The following is a 25,003-nucleotide window of genomic DNA, read 5'->3' as shown; positions in this document are numbered from 1 at the left end:
CCTGGTCCAGAATTAGACCTCTACGCCCATTTTCTTAGCACTCTCGATAACTTCTTCGATTCGGCCGACAAGTCGGAATGCATCTTCTGGCAGGTGGTCATACTTGCCTTCAAGAATATCTTTGAAGCCTTTAACTGTTTCTTTAACCGGTACGTATGAACCTGGCTGGCCAGTAAACTGCTCAGCAACGTGGAAGTTTTGTGATAAGAAGAACTGGATACGGCGCGCACGTGCTACGATTAGCTTGTCTTCATCAGAAAGCTCATCCATACCAAGGATCGCGATGATATCCTGAAGTTCTCTGTAACGCTGTAATGTCTGCTGTACCTGGCGTGCAACTGAGTAGTGCTCTTCGCCAACAATTTCCGGTGATAATGCACGGGAAGTAGAAGCGAGCGGATCCACCGCTGGGTAGATACCCATCTCAGAAAGCTTACGCTCAAGGTTAGTTGTTGCATCTAAGTGGGCGAAAGTTGTAGCTGGAGCCGGATCTGTATAGTCATCGGCTGGTACGTAAATCGCCTGGATGGAAGTAACAGAACCTACGTTAGTAGATGTGATACGTTCCTGTAATTTACCCATTTCAGTAGCAAGTGTCGGCTGGTAACCAACGGCAGATGGCATACGGCCTAATAGGGCTGATACCTCTGAACCTGCCTGTGTGAAACGGAAGATGTTATCCATGAAGAAAAGAACGTCCTGTCCCTGGTCATCACGGAAAAATTCTGCCATTGTCAAACCAGTCAGGGCTACACGCATACGCGCTCCTGGCGGCTCGTTCATCTGACCGAATACCATCGCTGTTTTCTTGATAACGCCTGAATCTGTCATTTCATGATAAAGGTCATTACCTTCACGAGTACGCTCACCTACACCGGCGAATACGGAAATACCGCCATGCTCCTGAGCGATGTTATTGATTAGCTCCTGGATTAATACGGTTTTACCTACACCGGCACCACCGAAAAGACCGATTTTACCACCTTTAATGTAAGGGGCAAGAAGGTCTACTACCTTAATTCCAGTTTCAAGAATTTCTACTTCAGTAGAAAGCTGCTCAAACTTAGGAGCCTCTCTGTGGATAGAATCACGACGGGCATCTGCAGGGATTGCAGCATCTAAGTCGATTGATTCACCAAGTACGTTGAATACACGCCCAAGTGTTACATCACCTACTGGTACAGAGATTGAAGCACCAGTGTCAACAACTTCACTTCCGCGCTGTAAGCCGTCAGTAGAAGACATTGCAATGGTACGGACTGTATCATCACCTAAATGAAGGGCAACTTCAAGGGTTAAGTTGATGTCAACTTCAGATTCGTTACGCGCAGGATTTGTAACAGTCAATGCATTATAGATCTCAGGAAGCTGACCGCTTTCGAACTTTACGTCAACAACCGGACCCATAACTTGAAGAACGCGTCCTTTGTTCATCTTTTTCCCTCCGTTCGTTTTACATGATGGAGAGCAGGCAGCAACCCACCTGCTAGCTCCGCTTTTCGTTTGTCTAGCTTCAGCGCCTAGCCCCTCGAGGTCATAAGCCAATCCCTTTCGGAAGAAAAAAACACCTTCCTGCAGGGCTTGTCTTATGCTTGTCGGGGCTGACCGAGGCGCTTCCGCTTTTCGTTTTATTCTAACGCGGCTGCTCCGCCGACGATTTCGGTAATTTCCTGCGTGATGGCTGCCTGACGTGCACGGTTGTAGCTTAAGCTTAATGAGTTGATAAGGTCTTTAGCGTTATCCGTTGCATTCTGCATCGCTGTCATCCTTGCAGCATGCTCACTTGCCTTACTGTCTAAAAGCGCTCCGTAGATTAAGCTTTCAGCGTATTGAGGCAGCAATACTTTTAAAATTTCTTCAGCGGAAGGTTCAAACTCATAAGATGTAAGCTTTTTCGAGCTGGAGATATCCGTAAGCGGAAGAAGCTTCTTCTCTGTTACATCCTGTTGAATCGCGCTGACATAATGGCTGTAGTACATATATAATTCATCAAATGTCTCATCAGCGAACATGCCAACTGTTTTGCTGGCAATATCTTTGATTTCAGCAAATGCCGGCTGGTCTGCAACGGCAACGATATCCAGAATGACGTTCATATTGCGCTTTTTGAAAAAGTCTCGGCCAACACGTCCGATCGCAATGATTGCATACTCATCCGGTGATTTATGGCGCTTTTGAATCGTCTGGTAGACATTTCGCAAAACGTTACTGTTATAAGCTCCCGCAAGTCCGCGGTCAGACGTGATTACCAGGTAACCAGTTTTCTTGACAGGGCGGCTGGTCAGCATTGGATGTGATACATCTTTGCTTCCCAAAGCGATGGATGCCGTAACTTCCTGGATTTTCTCCATGTAAGGCACGAATGACTTTGCATTCATTTCTGCCTTATTCATTTTCGCAGCCGATACCATCTGCATTGCTTTTGTAATTTGACTCGTTTTCTTGGTAGAAGTAATACGATTTTTTATATCGCGTAATGATGCCACAGGTTCTCACCACCCTTTTTCAAGATTAGGCCAGCTGTAGCGCCTAGCCCCTGGAGTCATAAGCCAATCCCTTCCTGAAGGAAAGTACACCTTCCTGCAGGGCTCGTCTTATGCTTGCCGGGGCTGACCAAGGCGCTTCCGCTTTTTATTGTTTGTCAGAACCGAATTGAGTTGCATAGATGGGGAGCACTTCCCCATCCAGGCAATCTCCATTATTCGGATACTGCGAAAGTTTTCTTAAAGTCGTTAATCGCAGATGCCATATCGTCATCAGAAGGAAGTTCTTTAGTAGTCACGATATGGTCTAACAAATCTTTGCGGTTATGGTCTAACCATGAAAGGAATTCAGATTCGAAACGACGAATATCCTGTACAGGAATGTCATCTAAGAAACCGCGAGTTAGAGCGTAAAGGATTGCAACCTGCTTCTCAACTTTTAGCGGCTTGTTAAGATCCTGCTTTAGAACCTCTACTGTACGGGCACCACGGTTAAGTTTAGCCTGTGTTGCTTTATCAAGGTCAGAACCGAACTGGGCAAATGATTCTAATTCACGGTATGATGCAAGGTCAAGACGCAGTGTACCTGCAACCTTTTTCATTGCTTTGATCTGTGCAGATCCACCTACACGTGATACAGAAAGACCTGCGTTAATCGCCGGACGTACACCGGAGAAGAATAGGTCTGACTGAAGGAAAATTTGTCCATCAGTGATTGAGATAACGTTTGTTGGAATATAAGCAGAAACGTCGCCTGCCTGTGTTTCGATAAATGGAAGCGCAGTGATTGAACCTGCACCTTTCGCATCGCTTAGCTTCGCAGCGCGCTCAAGCAAGCGGCTGTGCAAGTAGAATACGTCCCCTGGATATGCTTCACGGCCTGGAGGACGGCGCAATAGCAATGAAAGCTCACGGTAAGCAGAAGCTTGCTTTGTTAAGTCATCATACACAACAAGAACGTGCTTGCCGTTGTACATGAACTCTTCTGCCATTGTTACACCCGCATATGGAGCAAGGTATAGCATTGGAGCAGGCTGTGATGCAGATGCTGTTACAACGATTGTGTAGTCTAAAGCACCTTGCTTACGCAGTGTTTCTACCGCGTTACGAACTGTAGATTCTTTTTGTCCGATTGCAACATAGATACATACCATGTCCTGATCTTTTTGGTTCAGGATGGTATCGATTGCAACAGATGTTTTACCTGTTTGACGGTCACCGATAATTAACTCACGCTGTCCGCGCCCGATTGGCACAAGAGCGTCAATCGCTTTGATGCCTGTCTGAAGCGGCTCATGTACGGATTTACGATCCATAACACCTGGTGCCTGGCCTTCAATTGGACGTGATTTTGTTGTGTTAATTGGTCCCATGCCATCTACTGGCTGTCCAAGAGAGTTTACTACGCGGCCGATAAGCTCTTCACCAACCGGTACCTCCATGATGCGGCCCGTGCGGCGTACTTCATCGCCTTCACGGATTTCTGTAAATGGTCCTAAAATGATAATACCGACGTTGTTTTCTTCAAGGTTTTGTGCCATACCCATAACGCCGTTTGAAAATTCAACAAGTTCTCCAGCCATGACATTGTCGAGGCCATGAGCACGAGCGATACCGTCACCAACAGAGATAACCGTACCTACATCACTCACTTGAATTTCCGACTGATAGTTTTCGATTTGCTTTTTTATCAGCGCACTGATTTCTTCAGCATTGATGCTCATGAGTTTCACCCCTATCTACGAATCTTAGCCTAATAATTGACGTTCAAGACGCTCTAGCTTCCCGCGCAAGCTGCCGTCGAAAATCCGGTTTCCGATTCGAAGCTTGATGCCGCCGAGCAAGTTAGTATCAACTATATTGTCAATACGAAGTGATTTTTTTCCAACCTTAGCTGCAAATGACACAGATAATGCTTCCTTCTCTGCTTCAGTCAGCGGACGAACAGTGTATACTTTCGCATCCGCAATCCCTTTTTTGTCATTCGCAAGACTTATAAAATGATCAGCCACATCAGCGATATGATCTTCGCGGTGGCGTTCAATTAATATCATTAGCGTATTTAGTACAAACGTGTTCACAGATGCAAATGCGTCTTTTATAATCTCTTTTTTCTTCTCAATTGAAAGCTTTGGAGATTTGAATACAGACTTTAAATCTAAGTTATTAGTTACTACTTCTTTCACTGCACGAAGCTCTTCTTCCATTTGGTCAAGAAGCTGGTGTTCATTCGCAAGCTGGAAAAGAGCCAACGCGTAGCGCTTTGCTACTGTGGAGCCCGTCATCGCTTTTCTCCTGCCTCTTGAATGTATTCATTGATCAGCTTTTCTTGATCAGCTGCGCTTAATTCCTTCTCAATAACCTTGGAAGCAATTAGGACAGATAATGAAGCGACCTGCTCGCGGATAGCGGCAACCGCCTGTTCTTTCTGCTGCCCGATTTCAAGCTTAGCAGATTCCTTAATGCGTTCAGACTCCGTGCGGGCAGCCGCAATGATCTCCTCACGCTGCACATCGCCTTGTTTCTTCGCATTTTCGATAAGGCCCTGTGCTTCTGTACGTGCTTCTTTTAAAAGATTTCTTTGCTCTTCTAAAAGTTTTTTTGCTTCTGTACGGCTTTCTTCTGCCGCTTGGATTTCACTGGCAATGTGCTCTTCACGCTGCTGCATAATGCCCATTAAAGGACCCCACGCGAATTTTTTCAGCAATGCCAACAAGATGATGAACATGATCAGCTGGTACAAGATGTCCCCGCCGTTAAAACCGCCGCCTGCAGCGCCTAATACTAGACTGTTTGTTAACACCCTCGATTCACTCCCTTCAAGAGTTGTTCCACTTATGAAACGGAGTCATATGCATGATTCCGAATTAGTTTTACGGTAAAAAAACATAAAGGAATGGCGAAGGTTCATGGAATGATCTTCGCCATTTAGAACGATTGGTACAGTATTAATTAACCGCCGATAACCATGAACGCGATAACAACGCCAATGATCGGAACAGCCTCTACTAACGCAACCCCGATGAACATTGTAGTTTGAAGCATACCGCGAGCTTCTGGCTGGCGAGCCATACCTTCAACTGTTTTTGATACGATAAGACCGTTACCGATACCGGCACCTAGTGCTGCTAAACCGATTGCAATTGCTGCTGCTAAAAGACCCATTATTGAGTTCCTCCTTAAATTGTATGAAAATTTATTTGTTTAAAATGTTTTGTCCATGAAATGAACAGGTATATATTAATGGTCATGACTCACTTTGTGTGCCATATAAACCATTGTTAACATACAGAAAATGAATGCCTGGATAGATCCGACAAAGATTGAGAATCCTTGCCATAGAAGTGTCGGCAAGATTGCTGCAAGCATTCCGCCTACACCAGCGTGAGCCAGTCCTCCGACAAGCAATGTCAGCAGGATTTCACCTGCATAGATATTACCGTAAAGACGAAGTCCCAACGTCAGAGTGTTTGCAAACTCTTCAATGATTTTCAATGGGAACAAGAAAGGCATTGGCCTGATAAAATCACGGCCGTATTCTCCTACTCCTTTAAGCTTTACGCCATAGTAATGCGAAAGCCCAACAACCATTGCCGCTAATGTTAATGTGATAACAGGATCGGCTGTTGGCGATTTCCACCATAAAGTGTGATCATAAGTGATTGCGAATGGAAGTCCGAGCATGTTTGAAACAAAGATATACATGATCAGGGTTAATCCAAGGATATGGAATCTTCCGCCTGTCTTCCAGTCCATCGTGCTGTTAATGATATTCTTAACAAAATCCATAATCCATTCGAAGAAATTTTGCATCCCCGTTGGTTTCATGGCCAATCGACGGGTTGAAAGCAAAGCAATAATGAAAACAACAGCACTTGCCACTGTAATCATCAGTACGTTTGATAAGTTAAAATTCAATCCTAAAAAGTCCACTATAGGAGCTTCATGATGCAATAGTGTTCACCTCTCTTCCCGCTATTTACGTAATTGAAAAGATTGAAGAAAATAATCTATCATAATGACAATATAGGATGTCATTAATCCAAATACCACACTGATCAGATGCAGCTTATCAGGATATTCCAGAGCGATCATGACAGCAAAAACTGCTGTAGCCATTCTGGATACCGTTCCAAGTGAACGCACCTTCTCACCTCTCTCGACTGCCTCTCCAAACTGAAGCGCCTTTCGTGATATCAGCCACAGATTGAACAGACTCAAGCTTGTACCAAAGATCAAGCCCAAAAAAATAGATTGATATGGTGTAAAACCCCAGCCGAGAACGTATACAGACAACAAAAGGAATATGTATTTTCGCTGTCTTTGAAAAGTTACTTTGATTTCCGGCATGATGTTCATTCTCCTGTGAAGAAATGTTGGATTAAGCGAAGCATGGCGTATATCCCGGCGCCCAGTCCAATGAACAAGCCGATTAATAGGAATAACGGCTCTGTTCCTGCCTTGCTGTCAAACCACCTTCCGGCGAAAATGCCAATGAGTGTGGAACCTACTAACTGAGAAAGAATGGCGGACATTAAGGCCATCGCCTTAAATGGGTTGCGGTCTTTTTGACGCATAAAAACGCATCCTCCCTTAAGAGAATGGTAAGTGGGTTTTGAGGCCATAAATAATCACATTAACATCATGCAGAAGTGGGAAATATGTCTGCAAAAATATTTTGAAAACCCTATCATCTTTTACCCTTTGTAAGCATACAATAGGGCTTTGTCAATGTCAATGCGTTTGGAGTGAAAAAGTTCACAAACAAAAAGGTAAAAATATGGTATGTTCACATATTTATCACATTTAAATTTCGGATATCTATTGAAAAAGGAGCGAGTTTCTGCATCGCTCCTGAAAACGCTTTATTTTTGTGTTTCACCTGCTGAGTGAGCTCTTCTTATTTGCCGAAGGTTCCGGGTCCCCAAGCTGCCCATCCGGCCTCACGAATAAATAAGTTTCAATCCAATCTTCCTTGCCGGCTTTCTTGGCAAATACCTTTGCAAGGTACAGCCCTGGCCCTGGAAGCTTATTTGCAGGAATTTCCTGCAGCAGCTGTCCTTTGCCTGCATTTCTTTTCCAGTCCAGAAATCCCATGAACCGGAGGCTTTCCGAATCAAACATGGCAATTCCGAACTCTTCTGCCCCGCCAGGAAGATACACTTCATAGCGATACGTGCCCGGCTTATCTCCTTTGCCCAGTCCAAATCCCATCACCCTTGGATAATCCGGCTCCTCAAGCACATACAGATATGGAATCCTGATGGTTTCGGCACCTGCCTTCATCAGCAAGTATCCATCATGAATTTTTTTCTTTAAAAGAGTAGGGTCTGCAGACATCTTGATTTCCGCCTTTTTCTTTTCACCAGGGTTCAGTTGAAATGCCATAGGCATTTCCCAATTGATGCCTTGTTCTTTATAAGGTACAGAAAAGGAATAGGTCTGTGTTTTTTCACTTATATTTTCAACCGTTATAAAACTGCTGTGTTCATGCAGTCTGTCCGCGATCTGAAATTTTCCAAACTGAAGTGAAGCCGGGAGGACAAGCGTTTCTGCTCTCAGCGCTTGATCAAGCTGGATTCTGCCTGCTCCCTGCTCATAAGTTCTATATGTTTGTCCTTCTGTATTCGTAAGAAGCTTAGCCGTATTCATAAGTGCTGCCTTAATCTGTTCCGGCCCCCAATCAGGATGAGCCTGTTTCAGGATGGCACAGGCCCCTGCGACATGCGGAGCGGCCATGCTTGTCCCCTGCAGCGGCAGGTAACCGCCAGGAATGGTGCTATTTATGGCGACTCCAGGTGCCAAAACATCCGGTTTGATTTCCCATGTGGATGTTACGGGTCCGCGGGAACTGAAGTCAGCCAGGATATCCCTTTCTTCTATTATATTAGTCCGGGCAAGGAGTCTTCCTTCATTTATATGCTTCTTGAGCTCCTCTCCTTCTTCCTTTGATAACGCCGCTACCGGAATTGGAACACCACTGTCCAGATTGCCAAAAAACCTGCCTTTTGTATTATTAAAAATAATGATTCCCTCTGCTCCTGCTTCCATTGCATGGACTGCCTTATCAGTAAACGTTAGTTCACCTCTTTCCACTAATACCATTTTTCCTTCGGCATTCTTCAATTCTTCAGGATGACCAAGTCCACCGTCGATCATTTCATAGGATCGGTCAAATTCCCAATCCTTTGAACCCTGCAGCAGATCAAGACGAATTTCCCGCCTGCCTATGCTCAAAAATGGCACCTTCATTGTTGGTGTAGAGGCTCCTACTGAAATGGCCTTCGACGCTGTGCCCGGCGATCCGACCGTCCAAATATTCGGGCCCGAATTGCCTGATGAAGTGACAGCTGTTATTCCCTTTTCAACTGCTTTATTCAGCGCCATGCTTATCGGAAGGTCAGGTCCGTTTACGTTATTTCCCAAGGAAAGGTTTAACACATCAACTTTATCCTTTATTGCCTGTTCGATGGCCGCTATCACCTGTTCTGTTGTTCCGCTGCCGCCTGGTCCGAGAGCCCTGTATGCGATGATGGTTGCTTCGGGTGCGACCCCTTGAATTCTGCCATTTGCTGCAATGATTCCCGCAACGTGAGTGCCGTGCAGTGTGCCTTGTCCCCCGGCAGCCTTTGTTTCCATCGGATCCTGATCATTATCCACCAGATCACGTCCTCCGCCATAGCTTCTTCGTAAGTCCGGATGATTATAATCGATGCCGGTATCTATTACGCCTACTTTCACACCCTTGCCTGTGAGGCGCTGATTATTTCTGTCATAATAGCCTCTGGCATTAATGCCGCCAATGAGCTTGATATTGTCATCGGAATGGACATGATAGGTATTAATCGGTGAAACAGAAGATACTGAATCTATCTTTTGCAGGCTTTCCAATGCAGATTGCTTACCTTTAACTGAAAAGCCGTTTAATGCCTGATTGAATGTATGCCTAATTTGCAGATCAGGATTGTGGTCTATCATTTTCTTAATTTCCTGTTCATTCTTCGCATCTTTTAGTACTACGATAGCCACTTTTTCTATATCAGTTGACTCATTCGGAATAGGAGGGTGTGAAAGTGTCCGGGCAGAAACAGGAGCTTGGCTCAAATACAAGGATATTACTGTAATGATCAGCAAGATTTTTTTCATAAGAAAACCCACCCTCTTTTTGTTTTAGGGTGGGCTGAATAGGTACCTTGTATGCGTAAATCGATATAAAATAAACGGCTAGTTCAAGGATTCATAAACAATATTAGCTACTTCTTTAGAAAGAGCGCCTGTGCTGCGGTATGATCCGCTTGGTAAAGGGCCATTGTTTTGTTTGTTCGTTAGCAGGATAATCTGGAGATTTTCCTCTGGATCAATAATAACCTGTGTTCCAGTAAAACCAGTATGGCCAAAGGTTTGGTCAGAATACCGATCTCCCATGTACCAGCTTTTATCCAGCTCCCAGCCATACCCCTGGCCAAAGCGCTTAGGAGAGGTAAAGGCAGCAATCACTTCTTTTTCATACATTTGGGTTTTTCCATAAGTTCCGCCATTTAACATGGTCTGGCCCAATACGGCAAGGTCCCTTGCTGTTGAAAATAAACCGGCATGGCCTGCTATTCCTTTATTGCCATAGAAACTATTCCCATCATTAACTTCTCCTACCAAGGTGTAATTTCTCCAGTATTTAAACATATCGGGGCTTTCTTCAACATAGTACCCGAAATTAGGGTCATCAATCATTTTATACTCATAAGGATTTCCCCAGGAAGTAGCCGCAATATTTTGCTTGAAATGTTCAGGAGGAGCAAACATAGTATCATGCATTTTTAATGGTTTATAAATATTTTCTTCTAAGAACTTATCCAATTTTTGTCCACTTATCTCTTCAATTAAAAAACCCAGCATCATAAAGCTAAAATCGCTATATCTTCTGTCTGTGCCAGTCGGGTATTCAAGGGGCAGCTGGTTTATATAATTCAGTACCTCTTCCGAATTATCAGCATATAGGTAAGTCGGCTTCCAAGGAGTCAATCCTGAGGTGTGTGTCAGCAAGTCAGCAACTGTAATATCTTCTTTTCCATGCTGGGCAAACTCAGGTATATATTCAGATACCTTGTCATTAATTGAAAGTTCACCGTCACTAACAAGTTTCATAATACCCTGAGTTGTTCCCATCACCTTCGTAACTGAAGCCAGATCGAAGATTGTTTTCTTTTTCATTTTTCGGGGATTACTGAGCAATTCCCCCATATCGTATTTTTGTGCATATCCATACGCTTCCTCTTTGACAATCTGTCCATCCTTGGCCACGAGAACCACTGCACCGGGTGTAACACCATCCTCAATGGCATCCGTAATGGCTTTATCAATTCCCTTCAATTTTTCAGGATCAAAGCCAGCTTTTTTCGGATGGGCATGACTCAATTTCTGTCCAGACCGTTCTTCGGCATTCACCCTATTTGCAGAAAACACTGCAGAACTTAAGGCTAATGCCAATACAATTAACAATAACTTTAACCTTTTCAAATCTTCATCTCCTTTACAGATTAACCAATATACAATATTCTGTATAATTAATATTATCTATCTTTTACTTGATTATCAATATAGTTTTTAGTATTTTCAGAAAATAGTTCTTTTAGATTATAATAAACATAATAAGCCATCAAATCTATGATGGCTTACTGCTATTATGTATTAAAACAGCTGATTCGGTTCAAGTTTCCCTTTCTGAATTAAACGGTCCCGTTTCTTATCTCTCCACATATCCGTGATGGTCGCGGCTATTAATAATACTGTAAGCAGAATTCCTTTTCCTTCTGCCAGTTTAAATACCACGGCGATAGCACCTTCGGAAAAGAATGTTCCCATTAATGAACCCAGAAGAATGATAATCCAGACAATTAATGCTCCTTCTAATACAGCTAACGCTCTCATTTATTCGACCTCCAGGTATTTAAAATCATTATGCCAATACCCTGAAGACAACAGTCTAAACCTAAATCTTGCAATTTGGGCATACCTTTACTTTCCAAATATCTTCTGCCAGATGCTTTTGCTTTTTTCAACTTCCAGTGCGCCGGCTACTTCTTCGACAGACCTTTGTGTTGCCATCAGCTTTTCATAGAGTGAAGTGACTTTCTCGCTCTCTTTTTCATATCCCTGTTCCTGCGCCATTCTTAAATCTTCAATTGTTTGTTTAAGCTCCTGCAATTCATGAATCAGCTGTTTGTTTTGCTCTCTGATTTTATTCTGGGTAAGACGGGACTGTTCATTTTGCTGAACAAGAAAGCTGACCAGCTTCTTCATATCTGTCAGTTCGGAATTCACATTCACCAGTGAGGTGGTGCTGCTTTCTTCCTCATCTTCCACTGTAATGATGACTGGGATGCCCGCATCCTCAAGCTTTGCTGTGACTTCCTCTTTTTTTAACCCATCTGAATACAACTTCCGGATGAATTTAAGCTTTTCAATTTCGGAAGCCTGGATTTTATAGCGATTATGTTCTTTCCGATAATTTATGTATTCTGTATGCTCCTGTAAATAGCGTTTTAAGCTATTCTCAGGTATGTCCGGAAGCGCCTCTTTAAGCTCCTTCATTGTCAAATACTGATTTGCCAACGTCCTCAGCACCTTTCTTGGTATCTTGCCGATCACCCAGCCGCTGCTGGGCATTACCCATGACCAACCACCTAACCGCCAACAAAACCACCATCAACATTTTTGCGGTGGATACTCCATCAATAAAGCCATTTCTTCAACCATGCCACACCAATTAAACAGACTAAAAAACTGATATATCAACATTTTATATATAACCATACAACCATCAGCATGTTAACCGCTTATATTTCAGCATGAATTCTACTTCCATTTCTTCTATACTCTATCATAACTTTTCCAGCTTTGCGGGGAAAGAGACTTTTAACATAAATATTGATAAATACTGTAAAGAATCCTCTGCTCATCATCACCCACTCAACCACCAACATATCAACCATGTTATTTTCTTTAGTCTGACACTCTTCTCCCCTCCCCTTTTTAGAAAAGCACAGAAAAATGCACCTCCAATTAAAAGAGGTGCATTTTTCAATAATATTATTAAAAGCAGAACTGTTAAAATCTCTTTTGAAAAAAATGTGATAGTAAAAATTTTTATTTCGTTCCGAATAAACGGTCGCCTGCATCGCCGAGACCAGGAACAATATAGCCTTTTTCGTTCAATTTTTCATCTAATGCTGCGATATAGATGTCAACGTCAGGGTGAGCTTCTTGTACAGCTTCTACCCCTTCAGGAGCGGCAATCAGGCACATGAATTTAATATTTTTGCCTCCGCGTTTTTTAAGAGAGTGGATGGCTTCAATCGCGGAACCGCCAGTTGCAAGCATTGGGTCAACCACGATGAAATCTCTTTCTTCCACATCACTAGGAAGCTTTACATAGTATTCAACCGGCTGCAGTGTTTCCGGGTCGCGGTATAAACCGATATGGCCCACTTTTGCAGCTGGAATTAGCTTCAGAATGCCGTCAACCATTCCAATTCCCGCACGCAGAATAGGGATAATTCCTATCTTCTTACCTGCTAGTACGTTGGACTTCATCGTGCTGACCGGTGTTTCAATTGTAATTTCTTCTAATGGCATATCACGGGTGATTTCGAATGCCATAAGTGTTGCCACTTCATCGACAAGCTCACGGAATTCCTTTGTTCCCGTACTTTTTTCACGAATGTATGTAAGCTTATGCTGAATTAATGGATGGTCAAAAACGTAAACCTTTGCCATGATTATCTCTCCTTTTCAATATGCAGATTAGTCGAACCACACTTCGTCTAATTTTACAGAAAAACAGTTCCATCGGCAACTATGATTCGCTTTTGTAAAAGAAAAGTCATTTTTACATGGAAAAGCCGGCCTCTTGCTGTGGCCGGCTGATTGATTAATATTCAGGATATAAAGTGAAACTGCCTGTTAAGGCTTCGACGCGCTGAGCCGCTTCTTGAAGCTTCCCTTCATCTTCATGATTTTTAAGTGTGAAGGCAATGATGGATGCAATTTCCTGCATTTCTTTTTCGCCAAATCCGCGGGACGTAACGGCCGCTGTACCGATGCGGATGCCGCTTGTCACGAATGGGCTTTCCGGATCGAAAGGAATCGTGTTTTTGTTGACTGTAATGCCGACCTCATCAAGTACTTTCTCAGCTACTTTCCCTGTTAAACCAAGGGAACGGAGGTCAACTAACAGCAAGTGGTTGTCTGTGCCTGCAGATACAAGGTCAATTCCTTCAGCCTGCAATGCTTCAGCCAGCTTTTTGGCATTAGAAATAATATTGCCTGCATATGTTTTGAATTCTTCCTGAAGCGCTTCGCCGAAGGCAACCGCTTTTGCCGCAATAACGTGCATTAAAGGACCGCCCTGGATTCCAGGGAAAATGGATTTATCAATTTTCTTCGCATATTCTTCTTTGCAGAGGATCATGCCGCCGCGCGGTCCGCGCAATGTCTTGTGCGTAGTAGTTGTAACAAAGTCCGCGAACGGAACCGGATTCTGATGAAGCCCAGCAGCTACAAGGCCTGCAATATGAGCCATATCAACCATCAGCATGGCACCGACTTCATCGGCAATTTCACGGAAACGCTTGAAGTCAATTTCACGCGGATAGGCACTTGCACCCGCTACAATTAGTTTTGGCTTATGCTGACGGGCCTTTTCGAGCACATCATCATAATTGATGCGATGTGTTTCTTTATCCACGCCATATTCGACGAAATTGTACTGCACCCCGCTGAAGTTAACAGGGCTGCCATGAGTTAAATGTCCGCCATGGGATAGATTCATGCCAAGAACAGTGTCTCCCTGCTCCAGGACAGTGAAGTATACAGCCATATTTGCCTGTGCACCTGAGTGCGGCTGCACGTTCACATGCTCTGCTCCGAAAATTTCTTTCGCACGGTCACGTGCTAAATCTTCGACTACATCCACATGTTCACATCCGCCATAATAGCGTCGGCCTGGATAGCCTTCAGCATACTTGTTTGTTAAAACAGAACCTTGTGCTTCCATTACCGCTTCACTGACAAAGTTTTCAGAAGCGATTAATTCAATCTTTGATCTCTGGCGTCCTAATTCTTCTTGAATCGACTTGAAAACCTGCTCATCCTGCTGTGCTAAATGCTTCATAAGAATCCTCCCTTTTTTCCAACACACTTTTCATAAAGGAAAGCCTTTTAAATGCTCTCCATTTTATGTATCGATCTTTTTGTGAAAATTCTTTTTCATTTTAGCATGTTTTCCGAAAAAGTGACAGGCACCTATACCAGTTTGATGGAGCGGCATAGGCGCCTGTCACCATCCTTTTATTCCCAGTTCCAATAATTCACTTCGCCAAGGTATGGAGCACGTATTTGCTTTTCTTCTTTTAGCTTTAATAGTTCTTTTACCGGGCCGGTAACGACTGCTCCATAGACAGTGAAGCCATTTTTTTGCAGATATTGATGACGTTCTTTCAGATGATCCAGCCCTAAAAAGTTTTCATAATAGCCTTGAGACTCATTTTTTAACAGATTTTCCATCTGTTTCAGCATCATCTTTTTATTTTCATCCATAAATTCCTCATTAAGGGCCAATTTCGATTCTGACATATAATCTTCTCCTGCTTCCCTTCCCCCAGTCAGACCGTAAATGGATGTTAATTCAATTGAGGTGCCTCCACTGCCATACCCCGTCTGAAATTCCTTCAGTTCCCCTGTATAGAGCGGCATCCACAGGACTTCCAGGTCATAGGGCTTTAACAGGTTCAGAAGCTCCTCCGGCGTCATAAATGACTGTGTGGAAAATGCCATTTCCGCCACGGTCCCCTCGTGTATTTTTTCAAGTGAAGTCCACACCCCTGATTTTTCATTAGCCGATAGCTTTTTTCCGCTTTTCGGATTTTCAGGCAGGGAGAAACGGAAAATATTTTCGTTTTGCGGCTCATATTTCTGGATTTTTAAGGTTGAATAAGAATTCAGCAGTTTTTTCTCAATGTGAACCTCCCCGATTGTTTGTGATTCACGGCCAATCTGGCGGGAAATCGGGTAGGATATTTTTTGTGTCAGAAATGGAGTTAGTTCTTTATTAACAAAACCGCCAAAATCCTCAAATAGATTCGGATGCTTCCAATCAAGAGCTACCTTGCTGTAAAATACATGCTTCTTTTCACTATTGGCGGCATCGGATAATATATTCACGGCCATCATATAAACCCAGAACAAAAGCAGACAGGCAGCGATGACCCTCATTACTCTGAAAGTTAAGGAAAATCGGTATCTGGCCATGATTTTCTTTTCGCGGTCTTTGTTCCAGTCAGTCATGTTTTTCCCTCCATTGTTCATCGGCGAGCTGTGCAAGCTTTTTCCGGGCCCGATGCAGTGTCACCTTGACTTGATTTTCTGATAGATCCAGTGCCTCCTGGATCTCACTATAGCTAAAAGACTCAAATTCTCTTAAATATAAAATGGATCGGTACTGTTCCGGCAGGAAGCTCATAAGATCTGCCACTTTATTCTTCGATTCTTTATTTAATGCTTCATCCTCCGGCAGCCCATAGGGACTTGTCATTTCATCTCTGGAAAATAAATAGCCGGCAAAGGGAATCTTAGATCTCCTCTGCCGTTTCCGCCATTCATCCAAATAGGCGTTTCTGGCTACTTTGAATAGCCATGCCCTTACATCTTCCTGCTTATAGAAAGAGAGAGAAACCGTTGCCTTAATGAACGTTTCCTGAGTTAAATCTTCCGCTGTTTCTTTGGAGCCTGACATCTTATATAAATAGTAATAAAGCGGTCTGGCATAATGCCGGTATAAATCATCCAGCCTATCCCGCCGGCTTTCCTTCAACGGTCTCTCCCCCCTTCACTTTTAAAAGCTGCACTATATACACGTTCTTCCTTCCTGAATGTTACACGTTCCATAAAAAAAGTGACAGGCACCTATACCAATTTTAGTTAAAATGGGGTAGGCGCCTGTCAATATACTCGTTCCCTGTGATTTCCGCTTTTCCTGTCCGATTGTGCTTTAACTTCGGACTCGTTCCCTCTGATTTCCGCTTTCCCTGTCCGAATGTACTTCAACTTTGGACTCGTTCCCTCTGATTTTCACTTTTCCTGTCCGAATGCACTTCAACTTCGGACTCATTCCCTTGGTTTTCAGCTGATCCTGTCCGAATGTGCCTCAACTTCGGACTCGTTCCCTTGGCTTTCAGCTGATCCTGTCCGAATGTGCCTTAACTTCGGACTCGTTCCCTTAGTTTTCCGCTGATCCTGTCCGAATGTGCCTTAACTTCGGACTCGTTCCCTTGGTTTTCCGCTGATCCTGTCCGAATGTGCCTCAACTTCGGACTCGTTCCCTTGTTTTCAGCTTTTCCTGTCCGAATCAGCTCTAGATTCGGACTGATTCTCTTGGATTTCCGATCTTCCGGTTCAGACCCGCGGTACAAGAAATCTCCTTTTGCTCTCCGAATAGGTGGCTGATGTGGCGAAACTGAACAAGAAATTGAGTATTTAATAGGAATGAATAAAGCCCCAATTGCTAGGCAATTGGGACAGCTAATGGACAGATTATTATCAAAGTTTTTTCTGCAAAACTGATCCGCTTTACTTGAACTTTTATTACCTGCACGATGCATTATCAGAGTTTCGTTCATAGATTGCCCGTTCCCCGCCGATCAGTTTCGGCCTGGTTTTGGCCATGGTGACGTGGGCCTCGCCGACTGATTTTTGTGAGGTCCTGATCGGAACGGCTACATGCTTCAGATGCATGCCGATCAGTGTGTCGCCGATATCGATGCCGGCATCTGCCTTGATAAACTCCACCATGACGGGGTCTTTGAAGTGTTCATAGGCATATGCTGCCATCGCGCCGCCGGCCGTGCGGTGAGGTATGACGGCCACTTCATCCAGATTTTTTGCCTCGGCAACAGACCTCTCTAGTACGAGTGCCCTGTTCAAATGCTCACAGCATTGAAAGGCCAGAGCTGCCCCGGTATCCTGGCGAAGCTTGTCCAGACGCTCAAATATCATTTCAGCCACTTGTTCTGTTCCAGCTGTGCCTATTCTTTTCCCGGCTACTTCACTGGTGCTGCAGCCCACTACAAGAATATGCTTTTCACTTAAAGGAACTTGTTCGCTAAATTCACGAATGATTGTATCCAGTTCTATTTTCCATTGTTCAATCAAAATGCTCACCCTTTCGGAAGATTCACTTCGTTTCGTAAGCAGTAATCTTTCCTACACGGTTTTCATGTCGGCCGCCTTCAAAATCCGTTGAAAGCCATACTTTTGCAATCTCACGAGCCAAGCCAGGGCCAATCACTCGTTCACCCATAGCGAGGATGTTGCTGTCATTATGTTCACGGGTTGCTTTTGCACTGAATACATCATGCACAAGCGCACAGCGGATTCCCTTCACTTTGTTGGCAGAGATGCTCATGCCAATCCCAGTCCCGCAGATCAGAATGCCTTTGTCGAATTCGCCGCCCGCTACCTTTTCAGCAACAGGCAATGCATAATCCGGATAATCTACTGAAGTTTCGCATTCACAGCCGAAATCTTCATATTCAATGCCCATTTCATCCATTAGGCTTTTAATTTCTTCGCGGAGATTAAGTCCGCCATGGTCTGATGCAATTGCAATTTTCATTATGAAACCCTCCTGTTTGAAGCCCGCTTATTTTTGACATTATGCTCTTATTTTGACACAAAACCTTGAAAATATAAAGAAAGGGAGCTGCATTTTGGGCTCCCTTAAAAACGTTTATAGTTTAAATTTAGTAATTGTGCTATTTAATTTTTCTGCCTGTTCTTTAAGCTCGATGGCCAGTTTTTCGACATTGCCAATCACAGCGGTCTGGTGCTGAGTGGCTGCAGAAACCTCCTGTGCGCCTGCTGACGTTTCTTCAGCAATTGCCGCAACTTCCTGGGATTGTGTGGATGTAAGCTGTATTCCCTCCATCTGGTTATCAACCAGGCCTGAAATGGCAGACACGGATGCAGCCATTTCATTGACAACTTTCGCCATTTCCTCAATCACTTCGTTTGTTTTCGTTCCTTTTTTCACTTCACTATTAGCAGTCTCCACTTGGTAAGAGATTTGCATGACAACATTGCGGACCTCTTCCTGAATGTTTTTTATCAATTCTGAGATGCCCTGGACTGCCTGCGCACTTTCATCTGCAAGTTTACGGACTTCTTCAGCGACTACGGCAAATCCTTTGCCATGGTCCCCCGCACGCGCTGCTTCAATGGAAGCATTTAAAGCAAGAAGGTTAGTCTGCGCTGCAATGTCACCGACAAGCTGAATAATCTGCTCCACTTTCACGGCATTTTGCTCAAGACGCTTCACTGTCTGCAGTGATTCCTCATTATCGTGGGCCAGTTTTTCTATACCTGAAATAAGTGAATGGATCACTTTCTTTGATTCCATCAGATCCTGAACCATTTCGCCGGAAACATTTTGTGATGCTTTTGCTGTATTCTGGACTTCCTGAGCAATTCGCAGGACATCTTCCATTGATTCAGCTGTTGATTGAATGGAAACCGCAGAACTATCTGCTCCCTGGGAAATCTCGCTGATGGTTCTGGCAATCGCATCTGCCTGCTCTGCAGCTGCCGAAGACTCGGAAGACATCGCAATAACTTTTTCATTCGTTTCTCTAAAGTTCTCGTCAATTTTATGGACCATATCCCTTAAATTGAAAAGCATATGGTTAAATGCAATGCCCAATGAACGGATTTCATCATCCGAATTGGAAAGCTCTGCGTCCTGGCCGATATCGCCATTGGCAGCCATGAGTGCCGTTTTTTCAAGTTTCTGTAAAGGTTTGATAATGAAACCTGCAGCAAAAAAGGCAAGAACACCTGACCAAAAAATACCCATTCCTAAGGTTAAAATAGTAAAAACACCCTCTCCAAATGGAAGCATCTCTTCAATGCCAGGATATAAAAAGTAAAGAAATACAGCACTTGTTGTGTATGTAATGATCGCCAGCGATGTGATAAATAATACGAGCTTTTTCCTAAGGCCAAACTTATAGCCCTTTTTCTCCCCCATTATGTTGCCCCCCTGATTAATCCGGTCTCTTTACGCGATCCAAAATTTGTTCAATCGCTTCTGTCAGATCTTTAAATGTATTTCTATATATCTCAACCGGCCCCCCATATGGATCGATAATATCTCCCGCGGCTCCGGCAAACTCTTTTAATGTGAAGGTTTTGCCCCCTGCGTCAGGAAACATGGACAGAACGGTATTTTTGTGGCCGGCTGTCATTGTTAAAATATAGGTCGCCCAGTCAATTAAATCTTCACTCATGCTGGAAGACTGATGCTGCAGCGGAATCCCATGCTCCTCCAGCACACTTTTTGTATGAGGTGACGCGTCGCTGCCGTCTGCCGCAAATACTCCAGCCGATTTCACTTTTACACCCGGGAGCGATTTGCTTTTTAAAATGGCTTCTGCCATCGGGCTTCTGCAAGTATTTCCTGTACATACAAATAATACTTTTGTCACAGAGATACTCCCTCCTTATATATCGGTCTATATCCATAAAACTTTATTCAAATTTTACGGTTTGCACTTTACTTACATTATAAGACAAATTTCCTATAACACCTATAGCTCCCTAGCAAAAAAAGAAAAAGGGCGACCCGCACCCTTTCCATTTTTCACAAAATATTAACATATAAACACAGGCTAACGTCTATAAAAATAAGAGTTTTACCCCGAAAGCAAGGAGGATGGCACCGCCGAGAGCCTCGCTGTAGGAGCCGATCCAGCTTTGGACTTTTCTGCCGGTGAGCAGGCCGGCCCATGTGAGGATGGTCGCCCCGGCTCCAAAGAACACGAGTACAAGCAATGTTTTGGCACCGTAGATTCCGAGGCTGAGGCCTACTGAAAAACTATCAAGGCTCACGCTCAAGGCAAAGATCAGCAGCCCTAAGCCCACTGGCGTAATTAAACTGTCTTCATCATCCCTGAAGCTTGACCAAGTCATCTGCACACCTAATAAAAGGAGCAATCCCCCGCCTGCATAACCGGCAATGGCTCCGAATGTATTTGAAAGAAATCGGCCTGCTATCATTCCCAATAAAGGCATCCATACATGGAAAAGGCCAATGGTGATGCCGATTTTAGCTATTTGTCTGAGGCGGAGTTTGTACATCCCCATGCCAAGACCTACCGAAAAGGCATCCATCCCCAATGCGAATGCCATTAGAGCCAGTGTTAAAATTTCCCCGATCATTGCAGACATTTTTCCGCCTCCTTGGACTTGCTAATTCAGCATATGCACGTCCATGCGGTTTTAGAATGCCATTGCCTTTATCCAAAACAAAAAACCGCCTCATGAGGAAACGGTTTCTTTATCTATCTGCTAATGACCCTATGTCCTGCTGCCTTCATCAGGCGGTTCATGATTGCGTGCCCCACACCTTCACCCGGGAACATCTCACAGAAAATAATATCAGCATCTGTTGTGTTAAAGTATCTTAATGCTTCATAGAGGGAGCTGGCCACGGTCTCAAGCTTTTCCCGCTGCCCGCAGGCATAGATAAAATCAGCACGATAAAATTCCAGGTTTTCTAATGTCGTCAGAACTCCCACCGAAAGGCCTTCCTGCTTTTTATCCTCAACAAAATGCTGGATGTCTTCTCTTGTTCCTTCTACTAAATAAAGAGGAGCATCCGGTGCATAGTGCCGGTATTTCATGCCGGGAGATTTTGGCGCCTGGCTTTCATCCGCTAATGCAGGATCCACACTGACCTCGCCTACAACCTCTTCCAGCTGTTCTCTGGTAATGCCGCCTGGCCTTAAGATGACCGGCACTTCACCTGTACAATCCACTACGGTTGATTCCACACCAACACCTGTCGGACCCCCGTCCACTAATCCAGCTATTCTTCCATTCAGGTCTTCCCAAACATGGTCAGCCGTTGTCGGACTGGGCCTTCCGGAACGGTTGGCACTTGGAGCGGCAATCGGCAATCCTGTTTTCTCCAGCAGCGCCAGGGCTACTGAATGATCAGGCATTCGCACAGCAACTGTGGATAAACCTGCCGTTGCATAATGGGAAAGAACACCTTCCTTAAGATTAAAAATGAGCGTAAGCGGTCCGGGCCAAAATCGATCCATGAGCGCCTGCGCATTTTGCGGAATTTCGGTTACAAAAGCGTCCAGCTGGGCTTTGTCAGCAATGTGAATAATCAGGGGATTATCACTCGGACGTCCTTTTGCCTCAAATATTTTTCTGACCGCTTCATCATTTTCCGCATTCCCGCCTAATCCATATACGGTTTCTGTTGGAAAAGCGACCACTTCATTATTTTTTAACAGATCGGCAGCCTGTGAAAACTGTGAATAACTATCTTCTTTATCCACACTGTTATCCACCGACCATCTTTTTGTAATCATTGTTATCCACCTTCACAAAAAATGTTTTATTGCTGTCAAAATTCCTATGTTTTCGACATTTTTTTTGTACATTCCTTTGGAAAGTATAGTAGAAGAAGCTGGATAACTCAAGTCTTATCCACAAATTGTGTATAAATAAGAGGGATTTGTGTATAACTTTTGCAAGATACCCACAATTCACATGGATAATTTCAAAAAGAAAGAGTTATCCACAGTCAGGATGTGTTTAACATGCTCCGACTCGAATAAGACTTCCGGCAATCGCGCTATTTCTTCCTGTTTAAAGCCAAGCAGGCTGAAAAATGCCAGCGAGTTTCTTTTATTCGATGCGAGATACAAGGACTCCATGCCCCGATCCCTTGCCAGCATTAATATTTGCTCAAACAAAATAAATAGATCTTTTTCAGATGCTGTGGATGTCATTACAAGGGACCTTAAAAGACCAATCTTTCCATGGGGTTCAATTCCCAGGGTAGCCTTAATATCCCCAGAATCATTCTCCATAATTAAAAAATATTCGATTGCTTCCCTGATCCCATCCGTACTTAAGTTTGCCGATTCCAGAAAAGATGCCAGATTCTCCACATCTGAAGCATCAGCACATCTCACTACACCTGTTTCCATTTCTTCACCCCATTTTCTTATTGTCACTCTATGAATATGAAAAAATAGAAAAAGTAGAACTAGATTTGAAAAATATTTCAGGATGCAAGAGAAAAAAAGACTAATGTAGAATAAAACACGGCAGCTGTCTGAATTCCGCTGCCGTGTTTATATTACTATCATATGCAATTTTTCAGCGGCAGGTTTAGTCGTTCGAGTTGCCGCCTTTTCTGCCGATTTCTTCATAGAAATCGCGGTCATGATTTTCACTAGTTGCTTCTCCGCCTTTGCGTCCAATTTCCTGATAGAAGTCCTTGTCATGATTTTCAGCTGTTGCTTCTCCGCCTTTTTGGCCAATCTCCTGATAGAATTCACTATCATGATTTTTCGCTGTCGCTTCTCCGCCTTTTTGGCCTATTTCCTGATAGAAGTCCTTGTCATGGTTCTGGCTGGTTGCTTCTCCGCCCTTTTGTCCAATTTCCTGATAGAAGTCCTTATCATGGTTGCGGCTTGTCGCTTCTCCGCCCATGCGTCCTCTTTCCTCACGAGACATTTTATCGTTGTTATTATTGTTGTTTTTAGCCATTATCTTTCATCTCCTTTTTGTTTATGTTTTGTTGTTACACTACTTTAAATATCCGTTTTTAGTAGAATCAAACACATGAAAAGAAGATGTTATATGCTTGTCTTAAATGTAATTTGATTTCCAGTTTTTAAAGTGATTTTAAAAAGGCTTTACCGTTCTGCTTATGAATTTGCCCGTTTAGTAAACTCAGTTCCAGCTTAAAAGAAAAAACCCTGCTCTGCAGCAAGGCCTAACCGAAGATTTTCTCCCATATTTCAACTAAAAAGAATTTTACTTCTACAGGTTCTTCATCTTCCTCTGTATAAACGGGAGGGGTTTCTTTTTTGGAATCAGTGTCAGCAGCGATTTCTTCTGCTTTTACTTCTCCTTTCTTTTCTCCTTCTTCAAAGCCTTCGCTTACAGCCACACCGTTTGAGAAATCAAGGAAGCAAAGAGGAGGGAAAAGCACACACCACCAGTTGGCTCCTTTTCCTTCGCCAAGAGTAATTAAGATCGCTTCGTATTCGCCTGCAGGGTATAAAAACTGTCCGTATAATTTCGTCGGGAAGCTGACTTTTCCAAAGTCGGCATTTACTTTCTGGTCAGATCCTTCATCAGCTACTACTTCTTCGGCAATCTTTTGAATCTCAGGCAATCTTGACTGGATCAGTTCACAGGCATCTTCTATTGAAGTTAACTCTGCCACCCACTCAGTGATTTCTGCATTTACTGCGTCCCTTACTTTCCTTTTAATCGCCTGGTCTTCTTCATTATCGCTGTTGGCCAGAATGCGCAACCTGATTGCCTCGCTCGGTATTACCATTGGCTCATCAGCTGTGACTTCTGTTTGCGGTATATATAAACTTAAAATCGTTCCTAAGGATAAAATCAGTACATATAATTTCACAATCGTTTTGGTATTCATCATTTCCGGCACCATCCCTTCACTATCCACAGTGTGGACAGGATGCCAGAATCTTAAACTATTAAAATTAAATTTTTTCTAGTATTCAGATGCAGTGCCTCTCACTAATAAAAAACCGCCATTCCGGCGGCTGTGTTACTCTATTTCCGCAAAAACCATCCGGTCTTTGCCGTTAATGTCATAGACTGTTTCTACATTTGCCTGCGGGAAAGCCTGCTTCAGGAGTAATGAAACTGCTTCACTTTGACCGGCACCTACCTCGAAGCCGATAAGGGCACGGTCTTTGATGGCAGCTGGAAGTTCTTCCATAAAGCGCTTGTACAGATCCAGCCCATCTTCCCCTGCAAAGAGGGCACGGTGCGGTTCGTGCTCAGTGACTATATCCGACATCCACTCGATATCCCTTTCCGGTATATATGGAGGATTGGATAGAATGATATCAAATTTCTTCCCTTTTGAAATAAGGGGCTGGAGAAGGTCTCCCTGAAAAAAATCAATTTCCGCGCCATTCTGTTCTGCATTTTTCTCAGCCAGCTCAAGGGTCGGTCCGTAGATATCTGTGGCCGTGACATTTAATCCCGGTTTTTCAAGCTTCATCGTAATGGCAATCGCTCCGCTGCCTGTACCGATGTCTGCCATTTCAAGTCCGTTCACAGAGCCGAACAGCTTGTTTATCTTCTGCAGGGCGTTATAAACCAGTTCTTCCGTTTCTGGCCTTGGAATAAGGACATCTTCATTTACCTGGAAGGTGCGCCCGTAGAATTCTTCAAAGCCGATGATATACTGAACAGGCTGGCCCGCTGCGTGTGCCTGCACTGCCTTCTGGAATTCATCCAGGACCTCCGAATTCAAATCTTCGCGTAAATTAGCCAAAAAGCTTGCCCTGCCCATCTTCATAAAATGCTGCAATAACAGCTCACCGGCATTCTCATCGCGGTTTGACTCTTTTAAAAAAGAAGAAGCCCAGTTGAGGGCTTCATATACTTTCATAGTT

General features: G+C 43.8%; 27 protein-coding genes. All 27 read right to left on the bottom strand.

Annotation, left to right across the window (positions count from 1 at the left end):
- Positions 1–12: 12 nt before the first annotated feature.
- Positions 13–1,434, bottom strand: coding sequence for a F0F1 ATP synthase subunit beta (gene atpD / locus QUF73_18845; GenBank protein MDM5228184.1), 1,422 nt, complete (start codon positions 1,432–1,434; stop codon positions 13–15).
- 194 nt (positions 1,435–1,628) lie between these two features.
- A complete protein-coding gene (locus QUF73_18840) occupies positions 1,629–2,486 on the bottom strand; it encodes a F0F1 ATP synthase subunit gamma (protein ID MDM5228183.1) in 858 nt (285 codons plus the stop codon).
- Positions 2,487–2,698: 212 nt separating this feature from the next.
- Positions 2,699–4,207: a F0F1 ATP synthase subunit alpha gene (gene atpA, locus QUF73_18835; GenBank protein ID MDM5228182.1), complete on the bottom strand. Its 1,509-nt coding sequence runs from the start codon at positions 4,205–4,207 to the stop codon at positions 2,699–2,701.
- A gap of 24 nt (positions 4,208–4,231) precedes the next feature.
- A complete protein-coding gene (locus QUF73_18830; GenBank protein ID MDM5228181.1) occupies positions 4,232–4,768 on the bottom strand; it encodes a F0F1 ATP synthase subunit delta in 537 nt (178 codons plus the stop codon).
- Positions 4,765–5,286, bottom strand: coding sequence for a F0F1 ATP synthase subunit B (locus QUF73_18825; GenBank protein ID MDM5228180.1), 522 nt, complete (start codon positions 5,284–5,286; stop codon positions 4,765–4,767). Before QUF73_18825 ends, QUF73_18830 begins: the two co-directional genes overlap by 4 nt.
- A 149-nt stretch (positions 5,287–5,435) precedes the next feature.
- The gene (gene atpE / locus QUF73_18820) at positions 5,436–5,648 is read right to left on the bottom strand and encodes a F0F1 ATP synthase subunit C (GenBank protein MDM5228179.1); all 213 of its coding nucleotides are present in this window, start codon (positions 5,646–5,648) and stop codon (positions 5,436–5,438) included.
- 75 nt (positions 5,649–5,723) lie between these two features.
- A complete protein-coding gene (gene atpB / locus QUF73_18815) occupies positions 5,724–6,437 on the bottom strand; it encodes a F0F1 ATP synthase subunit A (GenBank protein MDM5228178.1) in 714 nt (237 codons plus the stop codon).
- Between the two features lie 21 nt (positions 6,438–6,458).
- Positions 6,459–6,833, bottom strand: coding sequence for an ATP synthase subunit I (locus QUF73_18810; protein ID MDM5228177.1), 375 nt, complete (start codon positions 6,831–6,833; stop codon positions 6,459–6,461).
- 5 nt (positions 6,834–6,838) lie between these two features.
- Positions 6,839–7,060 carry an AtpZ/AtpI family protein gene (locus QUF73_18805; protein ID MDM5228176.1) on the bottom strand — a complete coding sequence of 74 codons (222 nt, stop codon included), beginning with the start codon at positions 7,058–7,060 and terminating at the stop codon, positions 6,839–6,841.
- A 301-nt stretch (positions 7,061–7,361) separates the two neighbouring features.
- Positions 7,362–9,629 (bottom strand): S8 family serine peptidase, encoded by a 2,268-nt coding sequence (locus QUF73_18800; protein ID MDM5228175.1) that lies wholly within the window; start codon positions 9,627–9,629, stop codon positions 7,362–7,364.
- 78 nt (positions 9,630–9,707) lie between these two features.
- Positions 9,708–10,997, bottom strand: a complete 1,290-nt coding sequence (locus QUF73_18795) for a serine hydrolase (protein ID MDM5228174.1) — start codon at positions 10,995–10,997, stop codon at positions 9,708–9,710.
- A 171-nt stretch (positions 10,998–11,168) separates the two neighbouring features.
- Positions 11,169–11,408, bottom strand: coding sequence for a hypothetical protein (locus QUF73_18790; protein MDM5228173.1), 240 nt, complete (start codon positions 11,406–11,408; stop codon positions 11,169–11,171).
- A gap of 87 nt (positions 11,409–11,495) precedes the next feature.
- Positions 11,496–12,092, bottom strand: coding sequence for a hypothetical protein (locus QUF73_18785; GenBank protein ID MDM5228172.1), 597 nt, complete (start codon positions 12,090–12,092; stop codon positions 11,496–11,498).
- Positions 12,093–12,626: 534 nt separating this feature from the next.
- Positions 12,627–13,256, bottom strand: a complete 630-nt coding sequence (gene upp, locus QUF73_18780) for a uracil phosphoribosyltransferase (GenBank protein MDM5228171.1) — start codon at positions 13,254–13,256, stop codon at positions 12,627–12,629.
- Positions 13,257–13,410: 154 nt separating this feature from the next.
- A complete protein-coding gene (gene glyA / locus QUF73_18775; GenBank protein ID MDM5228170.1) occupies positions 13,411–14,652 on the bottom strand; it encodes a serine hydroxymethyltransferase in 1,242 nt (413 codons plus the stop codon).
- Between the two features lie 176 nt (positions 14,653–14,828).
- Complete coding sequence (locus tag QUF73_18770; GenBank protein ID MDM5228169.1) at positions 14,829–15,824, bottom strand: anti-sigma factor; 996 nt, start codon at positions 15,822–15,824, stop codon at positions 14,829–14,831.
- Entirely contained in the window at positions 15,817–16,350 is a 534-nt protein-coding gene (locus QUF73_18765; protein ID MDM5228168.1) for a sigma-70 family RNA polymerase sigma factor, read from the bottom strand. The genes QUF73_18770 and QUF73_18765 overlap by 8 nt, the downstream gene beginning before the upstream one ends.
- A 770-nt stretch (positions 16,351–17,120) precedes the next feature.
- The gene (locus QUF73_18760; protein ID MDM5228167.1) at positions 17,121–17,696 is read right to left on the bottom strand and encodes a TIGR01440 family protein; all 576 of its coding nucleotides are present in this window, start codon (positions 17,694–17,696) and stop codon (positions 17,121–17,123) included.
- Positions 17,697–17,709: 13 nt separating this feature from the next.
- Entirely contained in the window at positions 17,710–18,150 is a 441-nt protein-coding gene (rpiB, locus tag QUF73_18755; GenBank protein MDM5228166.1) for a ribose 5-phosphate isomerase B, read from the bottom strand.
- 114 nt (positions 18,151–18,264) lie between these two features.
- Positions 18,265–19,560 (bottom strand): HAMP domain-containing methyl-accepting chemotaxis protein, encoded by a 1,296-nt coding sequence (locus QUF73_18750; GenBank protein ID MDM5228165.1) that lies wholly within the window; start codon positions 19,558–19,560, stop codon positions 18,265–18,267.
- Between the two features lie 16 nt (positions 19,561–19,576).
- Complete coding sequence (locus tag QUF73_18745; protein MDM5228164.1) at positions 19,577–20,017, bottom strand: low molecular weight protein arginine phosphatase; 441 nt, start codon at positions 20,015–20,017, stop codon at positions 19,577–19,579.
- A 190-nt stretch (positions 20,018–20,207) separates the two neighbouring features.
- Positions 20,208–20,759 (bottom strand): manganese efflux pump MntP family protein, encoded by a 552-nt coding sequence (locus QUF73_18740; GenBank protein ID MDM5228163.1) that lies wholly within the window; start codon positions 20,757–20,759, stop codon positions 20,208–20,210.
- A 113-nt stretch (positions 20,760–20,872) separates the two neighbouring features.
- On the bottom strand, positions 20,873–21,916 hold the full coding sequence (locus tag QUF73_18735; protein MDM5228162.1) for an L-threonylcarbamoyladenylate synthase: 1,044 nt from the start codon (positions 21,914–21,916) through the stop codon (positions 20,873–20,875).
- Positions 21,917–22,093: 177 nt separating this feature from the next.
- Positions 22,094–22,540 (bottom strand): hypothetical protein, encoded by a 447-nt coding sequence (locus QUF73_18730; protein ID MDM5228161.1) that lies wholly within the window; start codon positions 22,538–22,540, stop codon positions 22,094–22,096.
- A 184-nt stretch (positions 22,541–22,724) separates the two neighbouring features.
- Positions 22,725–23,105: a glucose starvation-inducible protein GsiB gene (gene gsiB / locus QUF73_18725; protein ID MDM5228160.1), complete on the bottom strand. Its 381-nt coding sequence runs from the start codon at positions 23,103–23,105 to the stop codon at positions 22,725–22,727.
- 229 nt (positions 23,106–23,334) lie between these two features.
- Complete coding sequence (spoIIR, locus tag QUF73_18720) at positions 23,335–24,009, bottom strand: stage II sporulation protein R (protein MDM5228159.1); 675 nt, start codon at positions 24,007–24,009, stop codon at positions 23,335–23,337.
- 135 nt (positions 24,010–24,144) lie between these two features.
- Entirely contained in the window at positions 24,145–24,999 is an 855-nt protein-coding gene (prmC, locus tag QUF73_18715; protein MDM5228158.1) for a peptide chain release factor N(5)-glutamine methyltransferase, read from the bottom strand.
- Positions 25,000–25,003 lie beyond the last annotated feature (4 nt).

The organism is Cytobacillus sp. NJ13, from assembly GCA_030348385.1.
In the GTDB taxonomy this organism is placed as follows: domain Bacteria; phylum Bacillota; class Bacilli; order Bacillales; family Cytobacillaceae; genus Cytobacillus.
This window is presented reverse-complemented; position numbering and strand designations above follow the sequence as displayed.